Annotated in this window: 14 protein-coding genes; 7 read left to right on the forward strand and 7 right to left on the reverse strand. The window is 55.1% G+C overall.

The window, feature by feature from the left end; genetic code table 11:
• Window positions 1–7 precede the first annotated feature (7 nt).
• The 3 genes from BEN30_RS04445 to BEN30_RS04455 are packed head-to-tail and all read right to left on the reverse strand — an operon-like array spanning window position 8 to window position 3,542.
• The gene (locus BEN30_RS04445; RefSeq protein ID WP_069957140.1) at window positions 8–781 is read right to left on the reverse strand and encodes an MlaE family ABC transporter permease; all 774 of its coding nucleotides are present in this window, start codon (window positions 779–781) and stop codon (window positions 8–10) included.
• Window positions 782–828: 47 nt separating this feature from the next.
• Entirely contained in the window at window positions 829–1,959 is a 1,131-nt protein-coding gene (gene alr / locus BEN30_RS04450; protein ID WP_069957141.1) for an alanine racemase, read from the reverse strand.
• Window positions 1,956–3,542, reverse strand: coding sequence for a replicative DNA helicase (locus tag BEN30_RS04455; RefSeq protein WP_281201823.1), 1,587 nt, complete (start codon window positions 3,540–3,542; stop codon window positions 1,956–1,958). The genes alr and BEN30_RS04455 overlap by 4 nt, the downstream gene beginning before the upstream one ends.
• 377 nt (window positions 3,543–3,919) lie before the next feature.
• Here BEN30_RS04455 and recA point away from each other — a divergent pair, with 377 nt between their 5' ends.
• From recA to alaS, 4 genes are all read left to right on the forward strand, one after another.
• Window positions 3,920–5,020 carry a recombinase RecA gene (gene recA, locus BEN30_RS04460; RefSeq protein WP_069957142.1) on the forward strand — a complete coding sequence of 367 codons (1,101 nt, stop codon included), beginning with the start codon at window positions 3,920–3,922 and terminating at the stop codon, window positions 5,018–5,020.
• 247 nt (window positions 5,021–5,267) lie between these two features.
• Window positions 5,268–5,822 (forward strand): YaeQ family protein, encoded by a 555-nt coding sequence (locus BEN30_RS04465; protein ID WP_069957143.1) that lies wholly within the window; start codon window positions 5,268–5,270, stop codon window positions 5,820–5,822.
• Window positions 5,823–6,004: 182 nt separating this feature from the next.
• Window positions 6,005–7,855 carry a Na/Pi cotransporter family protein gene (locus BEN30_RS04470; protein WP_170826952.1) on the forward strand — a complete coding sequence of 617 codons (1,851 nt, stop codon included), beginning with the start codon at window positions 6,005–6,007 and terminating at the stop codon, window positions 7,853–7,855.
• Window positions 7,856–8,105: 250 nt separating this feature from the next.
• The gene (gene alaS / locus BEN30_RS04475) at window positions 8,106–10,754 is read left to right on the forward strand and encodes an alanine--tRNA ligase (protein ID WP_069957145.1); all 2,649 of its coding nucleotides are present in this window, start codon (window positions 8,106–8,108) and stop codon (window positions 10,752–10,754) included.
• Here the strand turns inward: alaS and BEN30_RS04480 are convergent.
• Window positions 10,751–11,575 (reverse strand): AraC family transcriptional regulator, encoded by an 825-nt coding sequence (locus tag BEN30_RS04480; RefSeq protein WP_069957206.1) that lies wholly within the window; start codon window positions 11,573–11,575, stop codon window positions 10,751–10,753. The two genes, alaS and BEN30_RS04480, sit on opposite strands and share 4 nt — an antisense overlap.
• A 132-nt stretch (window positions 11,576–11,707) precedes the next feature.
• Here BEN30_RS04480 and BEN30_RS04485 point away from each other — a divergent pair, with 132 nt between their 5' ends.
• From BEN30_RS04485 to BEN30_RS04495, 3 genes are all read left to right on the forward strand, one after another.
• Window positions 11,708–12,940 carry an MFS transporter gene (locus BEN30_RS04485; RefSeq protein ID WP_211563282.1) on the forward strand — a complete coding sequence of 411 codons (1,233 nt, stop codon included), beginning with the start codon at window positions 11,708–11,710 and terminating at the stop codon, window positions 12,938–12,940.
• A 510-nt stretch (window positions 12,941–13,450) separates the two neighbouring features.
• On the forward strand, window positions 13,451–15,490 hold the full coding sequence (locus BEN30_RS04490; RefSeq protein ID WP_170826953.1) for an ATP-binding protein: 2,040 nt from the start codon (window positions 13,451–13,453) through the stop codon (window positions 15,488–15,490).
• 2 nt (window positions 15,491–15,492) lie between these two features.
• Window positions 15,493–15,858: a response regulator gene (locus BEN30_RS04495; protein ID WP_069957147.1), complete on the forward strand. Its 366-nt coding sequence runs from the start codon at window positions 15,493–15,495 to the stop codon at window positions 15,856–15,858.
• Between the two features lie 101 nt (window positions 15,859–15,959).
• Here BEN30_RS04495 and BEN30_RS04500 read toward each other — a convergent pair whose 3' ends face one another.
• From BEN30_RS04500 to BEN30_RS04510, 3 genes are all read right to left on the reverse strand, one after another.
• Entirely contained in the window at window positions 15,960–16,460 is a 501-nt protein-coding gene (locus BEN30_RS04500; RefSeq protein WP_069957148.1) for a peptidylprolyl isomerase, read from the reverse strand.
• Between the two features lie 164 nt (window positions 16,461–16,624).
• On the reverse strand, window positions 16,625–17,167 hold the full coding sequence (locus BEN30_RS04505; protein WP_069957149.1) for a protein phosphatase CheZ: 543 nt from the start codon (window positions 17,165–17,167) through the stop codon (window positions 16,625–16,627).
• A gap of 134 nt (window positions 17,168–17,301) precedes the next feature.
• A complete protein-coding gene (locus tag BEN30_RS04510) occupies window positions 17,302–17,691 on the reverse strand; it encodes a hypothetical protein (RefSeq protein ID WP_139134849.1) in 390 nt (129 codons plus the stop codon).
• Between the last annotated feature and the right edge of the window lie 142 nt (window positions 17,692–17,833).

The raw sequence follows: 17,833 nt of genomic DNA on the forward strand, positions 1-17,833 counted from the left end.
CGGTACCTCATTTGGCAAAAAATATTTCGGTGAGGATATAGTCGGAGCACAAAATCAAAATGCTCGCCGACACCACCGCGTTGGTGGTCGCCGTGCCCACGCCCTGCGCGCCGCCCTTGGAATTGTAGCCGTGATAGCACCCCATCAAGGAAACGATAAAGCCAAACACGGCGGCTTTGACGAGGCCCGAATTGACGTCTTCGGCGGTCAAAAAATCCCAGGTGTTTTGCAAGTAGTTGGCCGGGTTGAAGCCGAGCTTGTAGACCGCCACCAAATAGCCGCCGAACACGCCGATGACGTCGGCCACCAACACCAACAGCGGAAACATGGTGATGCCCGCAATCAAGCGCGGCGTGACCAGATACTTCATCGGATTGGTGGACAAGGTGGTCAGCGCGTCAATTTGTTCGGTCACCCGCATGGTGCCGATTTCGGCCGCCAGCGACGCCCCGATGCGTCCCGCCACCATCAAGCCCGCCAGCACCGGACCCAGTTCGCGGGTGATGGACAAAACCACCACGTTGGCGATGGCGCCCTCGGCTGAAAAACGGGAAAATCCGGTGTAGCTTTGCAGCGCCAAAACCATGCCCGCAAACACCGCCGTCAGGCCCACCACGGGCAATGAATAATAACCGATGTCGATCATCTGGCGCAAAATGATGCGCGGGTAATAGGGCGGACGCACGATGTGCGACAGGCCTAAGGCCATGAACGAGATCAACCGCCCGGTGGTGCCCAGGAATTTTAGAAAAACGCGGCCGATGGCTTGCAATGGATTCATAGGTTTACTTAACTCTTATCCAACTGAACGTTTGCCCAACTTAACACTTAGCCAACATAGACGCGGTGATAGCGTGCGCCCAGGTTGGTGAGAACTTCATAGCCGATCGTGCCTGCCCGTTCAGCCACATCGTCGACCGGATTGTGCGGGCCAATCAAATCGGCCAGCATGCCCGGTCGGCATAACGCTTCGGGCACATTGGACACGTCAATCGTGATCAAGTCCATAGAGACCCGTCCCACCAAGGGCGCTGGATGTTCACCAATATAAGCCATCCCCCGGTTGGACGCGCTGCGATGATAGCCGTCCGCATAGCCCACGGATAGGGTCGCAACGCGCGTCGCACCTTGGGCTGTGTAGGTGGCACCGTAGCCCACGGTCTGGGGGGTGTCAATTGTTCGCACTTGAAGGATTTTGCCTTGCAAACGAACCACTTGAGCCATGGGGTTGGGCTCATGTGGGGTCGGGTTGACGCCGTAAAGGGCGACGCCCGGACGGACCACGTCGTAGTGAAATTCTGCGCCCAAAAAAATGCCCGATGAATTTGCCAACGAGGCGCGGGGTGGGTTCAACAGTTCACGGGTCAGCTCAAAAATCGCCACTTGGGCCATATTCATCGGCTCGTCGGGCTCTTCGGCGATGGCCAAATGGCTGATCAAGATGTCGAGGTTCAAGTGCGACAGGCGGTTTTCATCTTCCACCAGCCTGCGCAATTCATCGTGCGGCAGGCCTAAGCGCGACATGCCGGTGTCGATGTGCACATCGCACGCCAAGGTCTTGCCCGCCGCCGTACAAAAGGCATACCAGGCATCGATTTCGTCCAAGGAATTGAGCACCGGGATGAGGTTGTGTTCAGAAAAATCACGCTCTGCACCATCCATCAACCCGTTGAGGATGTGGACGGCACGGTCGCCACCCAACACCGAGCGCAGGCGGATGCCTTCGTCGATGGAGGCGACAAAAAAGGTTTTGCAGCCCGCATCGCTGAGCGCCCGTGCGGCGTGTCCATCGTCTATCCCGTAAGCACTGGCTTTGACCACGGCGGCGCAGTCTGCCGTAGGGGCTTGGGCCGCCAAGGTGCGCCAATTGGATTTGAGCGCCTCCAAATCGATGGTCAAAATCGCCCCGGCGCGCCGCGCTTCGGGGGTGTTGAGAAGCGTGGGAACCGTCACCGTCATGGCCCCTCATAAGCGGGATGATGGGGATCGAGATCAGCAAAGCGGGTGAACTCGCCTTGGAACGACAGCCGCACGTCGCCGATGGGGCCGTGACGCTGCTTGCCGATGATCACATCGCCGATGTTCTTGATCTTCTCGAGCTTTTCTTCCCACTCATGAATTTTGTCGAGATTGTCCGGATCGGGGCGTTTGCGCTCGTGATAATACTCAGGCCGATAGATAAACATCACCACGTCGGCGTCTTGCTCGATGGAGCCCGATTCACGCAAATCGGACAATTGCGGGCGGGGCGGGTCGCGACTTTCCACCGCACGCGACAGCTGCGACAGGGCGATCACCGGGATGTTCAGTTCCTTGGCCAGGGTTTTCAGGCCACGGGTGATTTCCGAAACTTCGTTGACGCGCCCGTCCGATGATCCCGGCGGCGGGGAAATCAGCTGCAAATAATCGACCACGATGAGGCCCAGGTTATGCTGGCGCTTCAAGCGTCGGGCGCGGGTGCGCAGCGCCGACACGGTGAGCGCCGGCGTGTCGTCGATGAACAGCGGAATGCGGTGCAGTTCCTGGGACACCACCACCAGACGGGTGAACTCTTCGTTGGCCAGTTCGCCTTTGCGCATTTTGTTGGACGACACTTCGACCTGTTCGGACAAAATACGTGCGGCGAGCTGTTCGGACGACATTTCCAGCGAGAAGAAGCCCACCACCGCGCCCTCTTCGCCACCGGACTTATGGTACGAATAGGCCGCGTTGTAGGCGATGTTGGTGACCAGCGCGGTCTTGCCCATGGATGGGCGACCGGCCAAAATCAACAGATCGGAGTTGTGCAGGCCGCCCAACATTTGGTCAAGATCTTTCAGCCCCGTCGTGACCCCCGCCAGCGCGCCGTCGCGTTTGTGCGCGGCTTCGGCCATGTGGATGGCTTCCATGATGGAGGTGCGAAAATCTTGAAAGCCGCCCTCAAAGTCGCCTTGGGTCGCCAGGTCATATAGTTGTTGTTCAGACCTTTCGATCTGGTTGGTGGCGGATTCTTGAACCCCCTGGTCGTAGGCCCCGTTGACCATTTGCGTGCCCAGGGCGATCAATTCGCGCTTCATGTGCAAATCGTAAATGATCCGCCCGTATTCGCCGGCGTTGATGATGGTGACCGCGCTCGCCGCCAATTCGGCCAGATACACGGCTCCGCCCATGGCGATGAGTTCGTCGTTGCCTTCAAAAAAGCCCGCGAGGGTGATGGGGTCGGCGATTTGGCCGTTTTCCATCAGCTTTTGTGCGGCTTGAAAGATTTTGCCGTGTTCTGGAATGGCGAAGTGCTCGGCGCGCAAAAACTCCGACACCCGCTCATAGGCGCGGTTGTCGGTGAAAATCGCCCCCAGCAAGGCTTTTTCCGCCGTTAAGTTGTGCGGCAGGGTGCGAAAGGCGGGCATGTCTTTGGCGGGCGCGTTTTTTGCGGGAAGGTCGCCCGGGGGGCGAAGCTGATAGCCGGGATCGTCGTGATGAAGCGGCTCAAACGAACCCATATCGTCCGGATGGGGGCCATCCGGGATGTCGGGCAGGGGGATGATGTTATCTCTGTCGGTCATGGTCCGCACAGTACGTCCGTTTTACGTTGTTCACAGCCTGTGAATAGCGTGAATAGTGGGGTTAGTTTCAGATATATATTTTAAACGGATTCGCGCCCCCGGCGAAGGCCTTGCGGTCTCCGGTAATATATCAACGGCATTCCCGGTGCGATCCCCGCTACGATCCAGGGTGCGATTCCCGGCCCGTATTTGCGCATGAGTTGTGCAAATCCGTTTACTGGGGTATCGCTTAAAAACATCGGAACACTATGAGAACATATGGTAAATTTTTATTATTTTACAAGGGAGTAAAATTTTTCTGGACAATGAGAACAAAATGAGTACATCCTGTCTTCATTGAACAACAACAACCTCTATGAAAGATTGGAGTGGGGATCATGTCACAATCGAGTTTACGTTTGGTGGAGAAAAACTCCGTGGATAAAAATAAGGCTCTCGAAGCCGCCGTGTCGCAAATTGAACGCGCCTTTGGCAAGGGTTCGGTGATGAAACTTGGCCAGCGCGAAACGGTCGAGGCGGATACGATTTCAACCGGGTCCATTGGACTCGACATCGGTTTGGGTATCGGCGGTTTGCCGAAAGGTCGGGTCGTGGAAATTTATGGGCCGGAAAGTTCCGGTAAAACCACCTTGGCGCTGCATGTGATTGCGGAAGCGCAGAAAAAAGGCGGCACCTGCGCGTTTGTCGATGCAGAACATGCCCTGGACCCGGTCTATGCCCGCAAACTGGGCGTCAACATTGATGAATTGCTGATTTCACAGCCCGATGGCGGCGAGCAGGCTTTGGAAATTACCGACACTCTGGTGCGCTCCGGCGCGATTGATGTGTTGGTGGTGGACTCGGTCGCCGCTCTGGTGCCGCGTGCGGAATTGGAAGGCGAAATGGGCGACCATCACGTCGGCTTGCAGGCCCGTTTGATGAGCCAGGCGTTGCGCAAACTGACCGGCTCGGTGGCGCGGTCGAACACGTTGGTGATCTTCATCAACCAAATCCGCATGAAAATCGGCGTGATGTTCGGCAACCCCGAAACCACCACCGGCGGCAATGCGCTGAAATTCTACGCCTCTGTACGTTTGGAAATCCGCCGCATCGGCGCCATCAAGGACCGCGAAGAAGTGGTCGGCAACCAGACCCGCGTCAAAGTCGTGAAAAACAAAATGGCCCCGCCGTTCAAAATGGTCGAATTCGACATCATGTATGGCGAAGGTGTGTCCAAGATGGGCGAACTGCTCGATCTCGGCTTGAAGGCGGAATTGGTTGAAAAGTCAGGCTCTTGGTTCTCGTGCAATTCAACGCGCATCGGCCAGGGTCGGGAAAACGCAAAGCAATACCTGCGCGACAACCCGGAAATGGCCATCGAACTGGAACGCCAAATCCGCGCCAACGCCGGTTTGATTGCCCAGGAAATGCTCGTCGGTGGTCCGGACTCCATGGGCGACGATGACGGCGCAGACGACAGTGCCGTTAACGACGACTGATCCGTTTTCGGCCTTTAGCGCCAAACTTTTTTGCCAACAGGTCTTTGACCAACGGGCAAACCTCTCCGCATGATCCCCATGCGCTGAACGCGGCTCCCAAATCTTTCCAGTGTTCGCGCACGGGGCAGACCTTGGGGGCCGCGTTCTGTTTATGGCGTGTCTGATAACGCGACCTTCGCAAATGGTTGCTGTCACAAAGCCGCCAGACACATTAAACATCCCTATCTTCACTGTTCAGGGGCAAATCATGGCGCAGAAAGCCACTATCTATAAAGTTGAACTTTCCGTTGCCGACATGGATCGTCACTATTACGAGACCCATAACCTGACCGTTGCCAAACATCCTTCGGAGACGGATGAGCGGTTAATGGTGCGTATTCTCGCTTTTGCTCTGAATGCCCATGAGCACCTGGAATTTACCCGGGGGCTTTCAACGGATGACGAGCCAGACATTTGGCAGAAAAGCTTAGGCGGCGAGCATGAGTTGTGGGTGATGTTGGGACTGCCGGATGAAAAGCTTATTCGACAATCGTGTGGCAAGGCCAACCAAGTGATTGTCTATTGTTATGGCGGCAGAACGGCTGAGGTGTGGTGGGGAAAAATCCAAAACAGCACCACCCGATTTGACAACCTTCAGGTTATCAATTTTTCAAAGCAGGACACCAGCGAACTCGGAAGCCAGGCCCGTCGCTTAATGAAGATACAAGTGAATATTCAGGGCGGCGATGTCATGGCCAGTTGTGATGACAGCATCGTGTACATGACCCCGGTCAAATGGAAAGGTGCTGATCGTTCAGCATAAGGCTTCGCGTACAAAAGCCGACGTTTTTGAGGGGTGTCTAGGATTTCTGTTCATAGCCAAAGGCGCCAGCCATTTTTGCACGTCTAAGAGACCTGCGTCAGGCATAAACACAGTTAAGAACTGTGATTTACGTGGTATAATGCCCAATGTCTTTCCGTATCATGAGACAGATAGGATTGAACATGCGCTACGTTCTATTCAGCCTTTTCGCAACTTCCTTTAGCTTCCTTACTACCACAGGGAGTGCTTGGGCCGCACCGGATATCGTCACTTTGGATGTCATGGCCATGACGTTCACGTTCATTGGTGGCTTGGCCCTGTTCCTTTTAGGCATGGAAACCATGTCCATGGCGCTGCGCAATCTGGCGGGAGAACGGTTGCAGTCGGTACTTGCACGGCTGACGACAAACCGTTTTACCGGCGTGGCGACGGGCACTGCGACCACGGCACTGATCCAATCCTCCTCGGTAACGACGGTCTTGGTCGTTGGTTTTGTCAGCGCAGGATTGCTGTCCCTGCAGCAATCTATTGGGGTGATTTTTGGTGCTGAAATCGGTACCACCATCACGGCCCAGATCCTTGCTTTCAAGATCACCCACTACGCCCTGCCGATGATCGCGGCGGGGTTAGCTCTGGCGCTCTTACCTTTGAGTGCTCAAACACAACACTGTGGTAGAGGGCTGTTGGGCCTCGGCTTGATTTTTTTCGGTATGGGTCTTATGAGCCAAGGCATGGCGCCGTTGCGCAGCTATCCCCCGTTTATCGATATGATGATGCAGGTGGAGCACCCCCTAATCGGCATCTTGCTGGCAGCGGGATTTACCGCTCTGGTCCAATCCTCATCGGCAACAACTGGCATTGTCATCATCATGGCGAGCCAGGGCCTGATCACCTTGCCTGCGGGCATCGCCTTGTTGTTCGGGGCCAATATAGGCACTTGCATTACCGCCCTACTCGCCTCAATCGGACGGAGCCGGGAGGCTGTTCAAGCGGCAATTGTTCATATTCTTTTCAATTTTATGGGCGTCATGATCTGGACCATTTTGATCGGCGTTGACACCATGGTGTCTTTGACCACTTGGGTATCCCCAGTCAGCGAAGGGTTGCAGGGAACCGCCTTGTTGGCGGCTGACGCTCCCCGTCAACTGGCCAATGCGCATACTCTGTTTAATGTCATCAATACATTGATCTTCATCCCGTTCGTGGCTCAGTTTGCCTGGATGGCCCGGCGAATCGTGCCCCCTGTTTTTGTCCAGGCGTCACCCCCGAATACGCCAGACGCAGCAGGCCCGCGTGCTGATATTCCTTGGCTTTTGGATCCTAAATGGTTGGGAGACCCTCGCAAGGCTTTAGAAACAGCACGTATGACGATTGTCGATACCATGGGTCAGCGGGTCTTGCGCATGTACGAAGAAATCCTGTCCGCCCTGCTGAATGGCGACCGCAATGCACTTGCGATCGTGGTTGAAATGGACCATGAGGTGAATACAACTTACCGTGGCGTGGTTGATTACTTAACTAGCCTGAGCTTGAATCGCCGCTTGTCACCTGACCTCGGTAAACGGGTTACCATGTTGCTTGAGGCCGCGCGGCAACTTGAAAACATTGGCGACATCATCAAGACCAACCTCGTTCATTTAGGTGAGGAGAATATTGCGCGTGGTATCCAGTTCAGCCCCTTCGCGCAGGATCACATTGTCAGCTTCCATGCCGAGGTTGGTGACGCATTGGGCACCTGCCTAGAGGCCATGATTACGTCGGACTTCGCATCGGCACAAGAGGTCGTCGATTCCAAACCCAAGATCAAAGACCTTTTGGCCACGGCTAGCCGACAACAGGTCCGCCAGTTAGCGCATGGCGTTGGCACGGCGTCCTCGTTCGCCCTGGAGATGGATATCTACGAGCAGTTCTCGCGTATCTATTATCATGTCAAGCGCACCGCCAAAGTCATGTTTCCTTCCGACCGCAGCCATGTATTGAAACAAATCGGCTCAAGCCGGGATAATGGAACACATGGCCCCAAAGCAGCTTAACCAAGTGTCCTTTGCGCGCCAAAAGCCGTCATTGTCGCTTAACGGTCAACAGGTCCGCTTACAGACCTACTGCGGAATGATGGCTGTTGCCGTCCCTTGATATATGAGCCGTCGGCGTGTGCCGCCCCAAGATGGGAGGCATGCAGGCACAGTGGACACGCCCCGAGAACCCCTGTAAAAGCAATTCTTCGCCTTTTGAGGTGTGAGCGTATATCTGAAGAAGCCCAACACAGCCGGACCGAGACCCCCCATGCAAACTGCAAATGACATCCGTAAGGCCTTTCTCGATTTTTTTGCCACGAACGGCCATCAACACGTTGCGTCGAGCCCTTTGGTGCCGCACAACGATCCGACCTTGATGTTTGTCAACGCGGGTATGGTGCAGTTCAAAAACGTCTTCACCGGCATGGAAACGCGCGACTACACCCGCGCCGTTACGTCCCAGAAGTGCGTGCGCGCGGGCGGCAAGCACAATGACTTGGAAAATGTCGGGCACACGGCGCGTCATCACACCTTTTTTGAGATGCTGGGCAACTTCTCCTTCGGCGACTATTTCAAAGACGACGCCATCGATCTGGCGTGGAAGCTGATCACCAAAGACTACGGTCTGGACCCCAACCGCTTGCTGGTGACGGTCTATCACACCGACGATCAAGCCTTTGATATCTGGAAAAAAGTCGCGGGCTTGCCGGACGAGCGCATCATTCGCATTCCCACATCGGACAATTTCTGGTCCATGGGCGATACGGGGCCGTGTGGACCGTGTTCGGAAATCTTTTATGACCACGGCGATCACATCGCCGGGGGGCCTCCGGGTTCTCCCGACGAAGACGGGGATCGTTTTGTTGAGATCTGGAACCTGGTGTTCATGCAATATGAACAGCACGCGGACGGTTCGCGCATCGAACTGCCCAAACCGTCCATCGACACCGGCATGGGCCTGGAGCGCATCACAGCGGTGATGCAAGGCACCCACGACAACTACGACATCGATTTGATGCGCGCCCTGATTATGGCGTCTGCGCATGCCACCAACACCGACCCGGACGGGGTGCACCGGGTGTCGCACCGCGTCATTGCCGATCACCTGCGCGCCACCGCCTTTTTGATTGCCGACGGCGTGTTGCCCAGCAACGAAGGACGCGGCTATGTGCTGCGCCGGATCATGCGCCGCGCCATGCGCCATGCGCACATGATCGGCGCGACGGAACCTGTCATCTACAAACTGTTCCCCGCCTTGCAGGCCAAAATGTCGGCGGCGTTCCCGGAGCTGAATCGCGCCGAAGCGCTGATCACGGAAACGCTGAAACTTGAAGAAACCCGCTTTATCAAAACCTTGGATCGCGGTCTCAAATTGCTGGACGAAGCCACCGTTGATATGCGTGATGGGGGTGAGCTGGATGGCGAAACCGCGTTTAAGCTCTACGACACTTATGGTTTCCCCCTGGATTTGACCCAAGACGCGCTCCGCGCCAAAGGCATCCGTGTGGACGAAGCGGGCTTTAAATCCGCCATGGAACAGCAAAAAGCCGCCGCCCGCGCCAGCTGGTCGGGTTCTGGCGACGCGGCCACGGACGCGTTGTGGTTCGACATCAAAGACGACGTCGGCGCGACGGATTTCTTGGGCTACAAAACCGAACAGGCCCAAGGTCAAGTCACCGCCATTGCCGTCGGTGGTGCCCGTGTGAGCGAAGCCAAAGTGGGCGACGAGGTTATGGTGGTCACCAACCAGACCCCGTTTTATGGGGAATCCGGCGGCCAAATGGGCGACATCGGGACGCTGTTTGCGGACGGTTTGGTTGTTGAGGTGACCGATACGCAAAAGAAACTGGGTGTTTTGCATGTGCATGTGGGCAAAATCACCAAGGGAACGCTTAAAGTCGGTGATGAGGTGACGTTGAACGTTAACCACGCCAACCGCGCCGCCATCCGCGCCAACCATTCAGCGACCCATTTGCTGCATGCGGCGTTGCGCATGAAACTGGGCGAGCATGTCACGCAGAAAGGCTCCATGGTGTCGTCAGAGCGTCTGCGCTTTGACATCAGTCAGCCCATCGCCGTCACGCCTGCGGAACTCAGCGAAGTTGAGCTTTTGGTGAACGACCAGGTGCGTGCTAACACCGAAGTCACGACCCGTCTGATGGCGCCGGAAGAAGCGGTTGAAGCGGGCGCGATGGCGCTGTTTGGCGAAAAATATGGCGATGAAGTGCGGGTTTTGTCCATGGGCACGGTGGTGCCGGGCTCCACGCGCGAATTCTCCGTCGAACTTTGTGGTGGCACCCATGTGAACCGCACCGGCGATATTGGTTTGTTGAAGGTCGTTTCCGAAGGGGCCGTGTCGTCGGGTGTGCGCCGGATCGAGGCGCTGACGGGGGCTGCTGCGGTGGCCTATATGGAAGCTCAAGAAGCAGCACTTTTGGCTGCAGCCGCCACCTTGAAAGCGGCCCCTGGCGATGTGCCGGGCCGGGTTCAGCAATTGGTGGACGAGCGCAAAAAGATGGAACGCGAAATTTCCGACTTGCGCAAAAAACTGGCGTCCGGCGGCGGCGCGGGCGGGGCAGCTGAGACCAAAGACGTGGGCGGCATCACCTTCATGGCGAAGGTTCTGGAAGAGATTTCGGGCAAAGACCTAAAAGGCTTGGCCGACGATCTGAAGTCGCAGATCAAATCCGGCGTGGTGGCCTTGGTCGCGGTCGCGGACGGTAAAGCTTCCTTGGTGATCGGTGTTACCGCTGATCTGACGGACAAAATCAACGCGGTTGATTTGGTGCGTGTGGGGGCAGCAGTCGTGGGCGGAAAAGGCGGTGGCGGACGTCCCGACATGGCCCAAGCCGGCGGCCCGGATGGTGACAAAGCCCAGGCGGCCTTGGATGCCATCGAAGCGGCGTTGGCGTCCTAAGTCAACTGAGGCGAAAAATATTTCCCCGGTGTGGTGCCCAGCGCCTTTTTGAACATGGCGATGAACGCGCTTTGGCTGGCGTAGCCCAAATCCAGCGCGACCGAGATGACGGCTTCGCCATCCGCCAACCGTCCCAACGCCGCCATCAAGCGCGCCTGTTGACGCCATTGGTTAAACGTCATGCCGGTTTGTTCCGGAAACAGTCTTGCCAAGGTGCGCACGCTGGCTCCACAGCTTTTGGCCCATTGAGCCTGGGTGCGGGGATCGGACGGATTTTCCACCAAGGCTTCGGCCACGCGGCGCAGCCGTGTGTCTTTGGGCATGGGCAGGTGTAAGGGAACTTCGTGAAGGGTGTTGAGCATGTCGAGGATGACCCGCATCACCCGTCCGTCGCTTCCCGTTTCGTCGTACAAAAATTCGATGCGTGTGGCGTAATCGATCAGTTCGCGCAGCACCGTTGGCACCGCCAGCACGGCGCAGGTTTTGGGTAGGTTGGGCACGGTTCCGGGGGCCAGAAACAAATTCGACATGATGGAGTCTTTCATCGCTTGGACACCATGTTCCAGTTTTGACGGCACCCACACCGCGCGGCTGGGCGGCACCACCCAGGTGCCGTGCTGGGTGTTCACCAAAACCAGCCCGCTATGGGCATAAACAATCTGTTCGCGCTGGTGGGTGTGAATGCCCGTGGCCTCGCCGCGATTCATGGCGTGGCGAGAGATGACGATGGGACGGGGGATGTCTTGGCGATCTAGATTAACGCCGAATAACGGGTATCTCGGCAGTGTCAGATTGGACGCACTTGGAGGCTGATTTGGCATATTTTCGATACCATGTGTCATTATTGCCTATATCAGCCTAACTGAAGTCTGGATATATTTGCAAGTCATTCCAAATTACCCGTCCGCGTGACACGTGAACCGCAACCAAATTTGGGCAAGGGCCTCCCCCCCATGAACACACCCATGAACACCCCAAAAGTCTCTCTCTGGCAGCGTCCCGAAGTGTTGTTGATTTTGTTGTCCATCGCCATGCCGCTGAGCTTCAGCACCTGGCAGGCGTTGCTCAACAACTTCGCCATCGAGCGCGCTCAGTTTACCGGGGCGGAGATTGGCATCTTGCAGAGTTTGCGCGAAGTGCCGGGGTTCTTGGCGTTCAGTGTGATTTTATTGCTTTTGTTTGTGCGCGAACAGCCCTTGGCGTTGATGGCGTTGGTGGTGTTGGGAGCAGGCACGGCGGCAACGGGCTTTTTTCCGTCCGAAATGGGGCTTTATGTCACCACCGTTGTGATGTCCATCGGCTTTCATTACTTTGAAACCCTGCGTCAATCCTTGGCGTTACAGTGGTTGGATGTGGACAAAGCCCCGGTGGTCCTTGGACGGATGGTTTCCGCTGGTTCCTTTGCGGGCATGATGGCCTTCGCCCTGATCTGGCTTTCGTTGGATGTCTTTGCTTTCGACATGGTGTGGGTCTATGTGGCGGGCGGCGGCTTGACCGTGGCCGTGACGGTTTGGTGCTGGGTGGCTTTTCCGCGCTTTAAGGGTCACGCCGAACAGCACAAGCATTTGGTGTTGCGCAAACGCTACTGGCTTTATTACGCGCTCACGTTTTTGTGGGGGGCCAGGCGGCAAATTTTTGTCGTGTTTGCGGGTTTTTTGATGGTGGAAAAATTCGGCTTTAATGCCGGTGCCATGAGCTTGATGTTCCTCGCCACCAGCGCGATGACCATTTGGTTTTCCCCCAAAGTCGGACGGATGATTGGGCGGTTGGGCGAACGCCGGGTGTTGATCATTGAGTATGCTGGCCTCATCTTGGTGTTCTTGGCCTATGCTTTTGTCGACAACGCAGCGCTGGCGGTGGGCTTGTATCTGTTAGACCATTTGTTTTTCGCCATGTCGTTTGCGTCGAAAACCTACTTCCAAAAAATTGCCGACCCGCAAGACATCGCTTCGACGTCGGGGGTCAGTTTTACCATCAACCACATCGCGGCCGTGGTGATCCCGGTGGTGTTCGGGCATTTGTGGGTGAGTGATCATTCCTTGGTGTTTTTGGCGGGTGCAGGCATGGCGGCAGGTTCATTGGGGTTGGCGTTTTTGATTCCGCACAATCCCACCCGTGGGCGTGAAACCATCTTAAATGCGCCGCCGCTCGCCGCTGTTGCGGCCGAGGCAAGCGTCGGGGAGTGAACGTCTTCTTGCCGTTTGTGAATCGGTGGGGCGTACATCAAACCTTGGTGAGTCCACAGAGCGTTTAGGCCTCGGTCCAGCTTGAACGCATCGCCCTGACCATAAGTCGTGGTCAAAAATTTCTGCGTATTCACGCGCCGTGTTGAGGTGGCTTGCCGGGGGGCATTGAGCACACCGCGGGCTTTGACGGCGTCTACGGTTTATCCTGCCGAAGCAGAGTAATCTGCGAAAGAAGACAGGATGAAAAAGGGTCCGCGCAGTGGCACTGATTCGGGCCAATGGCATGAGGACGTGGCGAGCTTGATAGCTCCTGTGATTTCCAGACCTTGATTATGTGCGTGCTTGAGGTGAGAAATACACACAAAAATTGAATAAATTATAATTGTTAAAACTCAAGATAAGCAATTTGCTTTACTCTTATGAGGCGTGCCTTCATCATACAATCTTCTGATCGTTATAAGAGCTCTAAACAAGCATAGAGTTTAATTGCATGTCATGAGGCGGACACTGTTGCGTAAAGTTTTTCCCAGCATTCGCCATCGCCTCTTAACGGCTCTTTTCTTGCTTGCGGGTTTCGGCGTGGTTTCCAGCCTGTGGAATATCGCCTTGATGGCGCAATTTGAACAACGTTTGGTGCACTTGTCCGGGGAAAGCATCCCCGTTTTGGTTGCTGCTTATGAAGCTGCGCGCCAAGGCGAAGCCATTTCCAAGGGCACATCAGGCGTTGTGTTGACGCATGATAAGGGAGCCCGCGAGGCGTTTGTGGCGCGCATCAATGATCAGTTTAAAGGGCTCGACACTCAATTGGCGATTTTGGCCGATAAAGACATTGAAGCTGAGCGTCTTACAAACATTCAGTTCAATAAAAAGGCTCTTTTAGAAAGCTTTTTCAGTTTGACCAAAGCCGTGGAAAAACTCGATGAAGCGGTCAAGTTGGGTATTGAGGCTCAGCATCCAGAGTTGGCGAGCGAAGTCGATCGCTTGCTGTTGGGGCATAGATATCATGCGGATCGAATGACGGATGCCGTGGCGGGGCTTGCCAATGCGCGCACGGGTGAAATTGAACAGTCTGTCAAAGGCATCATGAAGCGGCTTGAATGGGATCGTCGGCTGCTGAATGCGTACACCTTGGGCGCGATTGTCCTGGCGATTGTTGTCATTGTTTATTTGGACAACCGGGTTATGAGCCGGGTGGTGGGGCTTCAACGGGCGATGCGCAGTGTCGCCAGCGGCGGGACCAGACAAAAGATACCCCGCGGTGGTGATGACGAAATCGCCGACATGGCAGATGCTTTGGGCACGTTTGTCGAAAAATTGGCAGAACGCGAAGAGCGATTGCAGGACTTGGTTCAAGAGCGCAGCAGCGCGCTGGCCAGCGCCAATGTCGACCTTGAAATCACGGATCGTCGTTTGCGAAACTTATTCGAAGTGGCGTCCGATTGGTTTTGGGAACTGAACGCGGATTTCAAAATCACTTACATGTCCCCACAATTTTTTGAAGTGTTTGGCAACCCGCCCGATGTTTTTAATCACACCATCTTTGACCGCCTGATGGCTGATGATGTGATGTGCGCGGCAGATGAACTCCAGCAGCATTTTTTGAATCTCCGTGAACATCGTCCCTTTGGCCGTTTTGAATTTTCCATTCGCACCCCCGACGGGCCGGTCCGATACCTTCAATCGTCGGGTATTCCTGTGTTTGATGAAAAGGGTAATTTTTCCGGTTTCCAAGGGGCACTCACCGATGTGACGGAAGAGAAACAAACGGAGTTAGAGTTGCGTCACGCGCAAAAAATGCAAGCCCTGGGTAATCTTGCTGGGGGCGTGGCGCATTCTTTCAACAACATTTTTCAACCCATTTTGATTTTGAGCGAGCTCTCCCTGAACGAAGTGGCCGCAGATTCTCCAGCGTGCGAGCGCTTGCAGATTGCCATTGATGCGTGCCGGCGGGGCAAAGCCTTGGGGGACCGTATTTTGTTGTATTCTCGTCAAGATGAACCTGAGCGGTGTGCTGTCAATGCGCACAGTTTGGTGAAGGGAACCTTGGATTTGTTTCGCTCAAGCGCGCCCACATCCGTTCGTTTGGATGAAGACCTGGACGCCCAAGTCGGAGATGTCTTTGGCGATTCGGCCCAACTGGAAGTGTTGTTGCTGAACTTAGCCTCCAACGCGGTTGATGCCATTGGTGAGAAGGCTGGCGAAATCAAAATTCGACTATCAAGAGAACCGCGTGAACGCGTCGAATATAATCATGATGGTGAAATGGTTCATGAGGTCTATGCGAAAATTTCGGTATCCGATAACGGGTGTGGCATTGCCCCTCAGGTCATGGAGCGGATTTTTGATCCTTTTTTCACCACCAAAGGTCTGGGCAAGGGTACGGGGCTGGGGTTGTCCATGGCCAGCGGCATCGTGACCATGCACGGTGGTGGAATCAATGTCTCCAGTGTGCTGGGGCAAGGTACGACGTTCGATGTTTTTCTGCCGATTGTTGAAGGGGGCATACAGGCGGCGGAAGATTTTTCTGAAACAAAACCAGTGAGACGGTGAAAATGGCAAATGTTCTGGTGATAGAAGACGATGCCGCCGTGCGGTTTTCACTGCAGGCGGCGCTTCAGGCCATGGGCCATGCGGTGCAAACGGCCGCTGATGGAGTTGACGGGGTGGAAAAGTGTCTGGCAGGCACTTTTGATTTGGTCATCACCGATTTGGTGATGCCAAAGAAAGATGGTGTGGAAACGATCTTGGAACTGAAGCTCATCGACCCGAGGCTTAAAATCATCGCCATATCCGGGGGCGGTCGTAATCTTGATATTATGGAGACCACCTACAAAATCGGCGCGGATTGCGCACTCACCAAGCCATTTTCGATCAACGATCTCAGCGATTGTGTGACGCGGGTGTTGGTCGACGAATAACGCGAAAGCCCTTTTTATAAAAAATCCCCCCGGCCTTCATGCGATGATGATGACCGGAGGGATGGATCGAAAATTTAGGGACAGGACCCTGGTGTTCGGTTTTAGTCTTTGGCGTCTGCGGCGACTTGCATGCGGATGATTTTATCCGGCTCGCCAATCATAGAGCCATTGGGACCTTCGCCTTTTTTGATGTTGTCGACGAATTCCATACCTTTGACCACTTGGCCCCAAACGGTGTATTGGCCATCCAATGAGGGGTAGCGGGCAAACATGATATAGAACTGGCTGTCGCCGCTGTTGATGTCTGAGCTGCGCGCCATGCCGACGGTACCACGGACGTATTTTTCGCGGGAAAATTCGGCAGGCAGGTTGACGCCGGAGCCACCGGTGCCGTTGCCGTCGGGGTCACCGCCCTGGGCCATGAAACCTTCAATCACGCGGTGAAACGTCAGGCCGTCGTAAAAGCCTTCACGAACCAGTTGTTTAATGCGGGCGACGTGCTTGGGCGCCAAGTCTTCGCGCATCTCGATCACCACCCGGCCATCCTTAAGGTCCATGTAAAGGGTGTTTTCTAGGTCCAGGGCCAAGGCCTGTTCGGTCATGATCAAGACTCCAAATAATAGGGCTGCAAAAGCTGTAAATAGACGGGTCATCGTGTCCCTCGAGTTGTCAAAAACGTTAACGCGAAGCAAATTAGCATGAAGTTTACAAAACAAAAACCCCACCACTGAGGCAGGATTTTGAGGAGGGGACATAAAACGCAAGATTAATCGAATAACGCGTCGATTTCGGCCTGGTTGATCGAGCGTGCCGGATCAAGTGCCGGACCGTTGAGCAGCTTTTCATCAGCGGTTTTTTCTTCGCTTTTAAGCTCCACTTTTTCGATTTCCTCTTTGCCCCACAGCTCGGTCAAAGCGCCTACGCGGGCCTCCACGTACGTCAGCGAACGAGCCACTTTGGTGACGCGCTGGCCCGTGATATCCTGGAAACTGCAGGCTTGGATGATGTTCATGTCGTTTTCGGAAATTTGATCGAGCAAGGCGACTTGCTTCGGGTCTTTCAGCAGAGCGCGCAATTTCGTGACCGCGTCTTCGTTGCCTTCCGCGCATCCCATAATGGTGTTGGAGGCTTCATCGGTGGCTTTGATCACCGCGTCCAATTGATCGGACATGGTGGAGAATTCATGCGAATCGTCGGTTGGTCGGGAAATGCTGGCGATCTCTTCCCGAACGCGGTTGATGTATTTTAGAAGGCCATGGAGTTCTCCCCGAAGGACGTCAGAATCTACATCTTGAATCGGAGCGTTCATGGATAACCGTGTCCCTAGACTTGTTATAATAGATATGGTGCAACGATTGTGCACCTTGTGTTCTTAACATATCGCAATAGGTTTCTGAGATAAAGGTATAAAATATAATACTTTTGAGTAACTTAATGTGAAAATCAACCATTTTTTGGAGGCATCATTGCCTTCATCGCCAGCACTTGGAGTTTTAGGCGCTGTTCCGCGCTGAGGTTTTCGAAAACGTCTTGTTTGGCTGAGCGGGTGCGCAAAGCGTCTTGAATCAGCTGCTGGCGGGTGGGCGAAGCGGTGCGTTGAGGGCGGTTTTGCACTTGATCCAGTTTTGCATCCAGGCGGGCTTTGATTTCAGCCTGACTGGGTTCTCTGCGGGGCGGCGAGAGCGGCGCAGAAGCGGTAGGCGTAGGGGAATTGGCTCTGCCGGAGGGGGAATTGGCTCCGCCGGGGCCCCGGGCGGGGCCAGTGGTGGGGCCAGTGGTGGGGGCAGGGGCGTTGAGCCTTTCACGAGCTTTTTTGTCCAAAATTAAGGACATAAAAGCTCTGCCTATTTTGGACATGACTTCAGCCTTTCATGAATAAGGCCTAAATCTAACGCGATTTGGCGCGTTTGAGCAAATGACATACTCACATTGCATTTGGGGATTGCTTTCGCGTGCGCCAACAGTAGGATGTGCC

This window comes from Magnetovibrio blakemorei, assembly GCF_001746755.1.
Classification (GTDB): domain Bacteria; phylum Pseudomonadota; class Alphaproteobacteria; order Rhodospirillales; family Magnetovibrionaceae; genus Magnetovibrio; species Magnetovibrio blakemorei.